This is a genomic window from Mesorhizobium sp. ArgA1 (assembly GCF_053714375.1).
This window is the reverse complement of sequence record NZ_JBSKBQ010000131.1, coordinates 1-518: the sequence shown is the minus strand read 5'-3', so window position 1 is coordinate 518 and position 518 is coordinate 1. Positions and strand designations below refer to the sequence as shown.

Genomic DNA, 518 nt, shown 5'->3' with positions numbered 1-518 from the left:
TACTCCTACACGCTCATCGACAACACGCTGACCGATCCGTCGAGCACCAGCTTCGCGGTGGTGGTGACCGACGCCGACGGCGATCCGGCGCCAGCCGGCAATCTGGTCATCAACATCGTCGACGACGTGCCAACAGCGGTCGCCGATACCGATGCGGTGGCGGCGGGCTCGTTCGGGCCGGTCGGCGGCAATGTAATCGATGGCAGCGGGTCCGACGGCAATGCGGCGGGCGCCGACACCAAGGGCGCCGACGGCGCGACAGTGGTTGGCGTTCAGGCTGGCAACACCAATGCCGCTGTCGACAATGCAGCCACCCTCGGCGTCGAAATCCAGGGCACCTACGGCAAGCTGACGCTGGCCGCCGACGGCACCTACAGCTACGTTCGCGATGCCGGCTCGCCCGGCGGCGTCAACGACGTCTTCACCTACACGATCAAGGATGGCGACGGCGACACCTCGCACACCACGCTGACGATTTCGATCGGCGATGGAACGCCGACCGTATTGATCCCGGTAGC

1 protein-coding gene is annotated in these 518 nt (G+C 66.0%); it reads left to right on the top strand.

Features of this window, described 5'->3' with window-relative positions; genetic code table 11:
* Positions 1-518 (top strand): Ig-like domain-containing protein (locus ACWGTI_RS32675; RefSeq protein ID WP_454590685.1); only part of this gene is annotated, 518 nt, incomplete at both ends.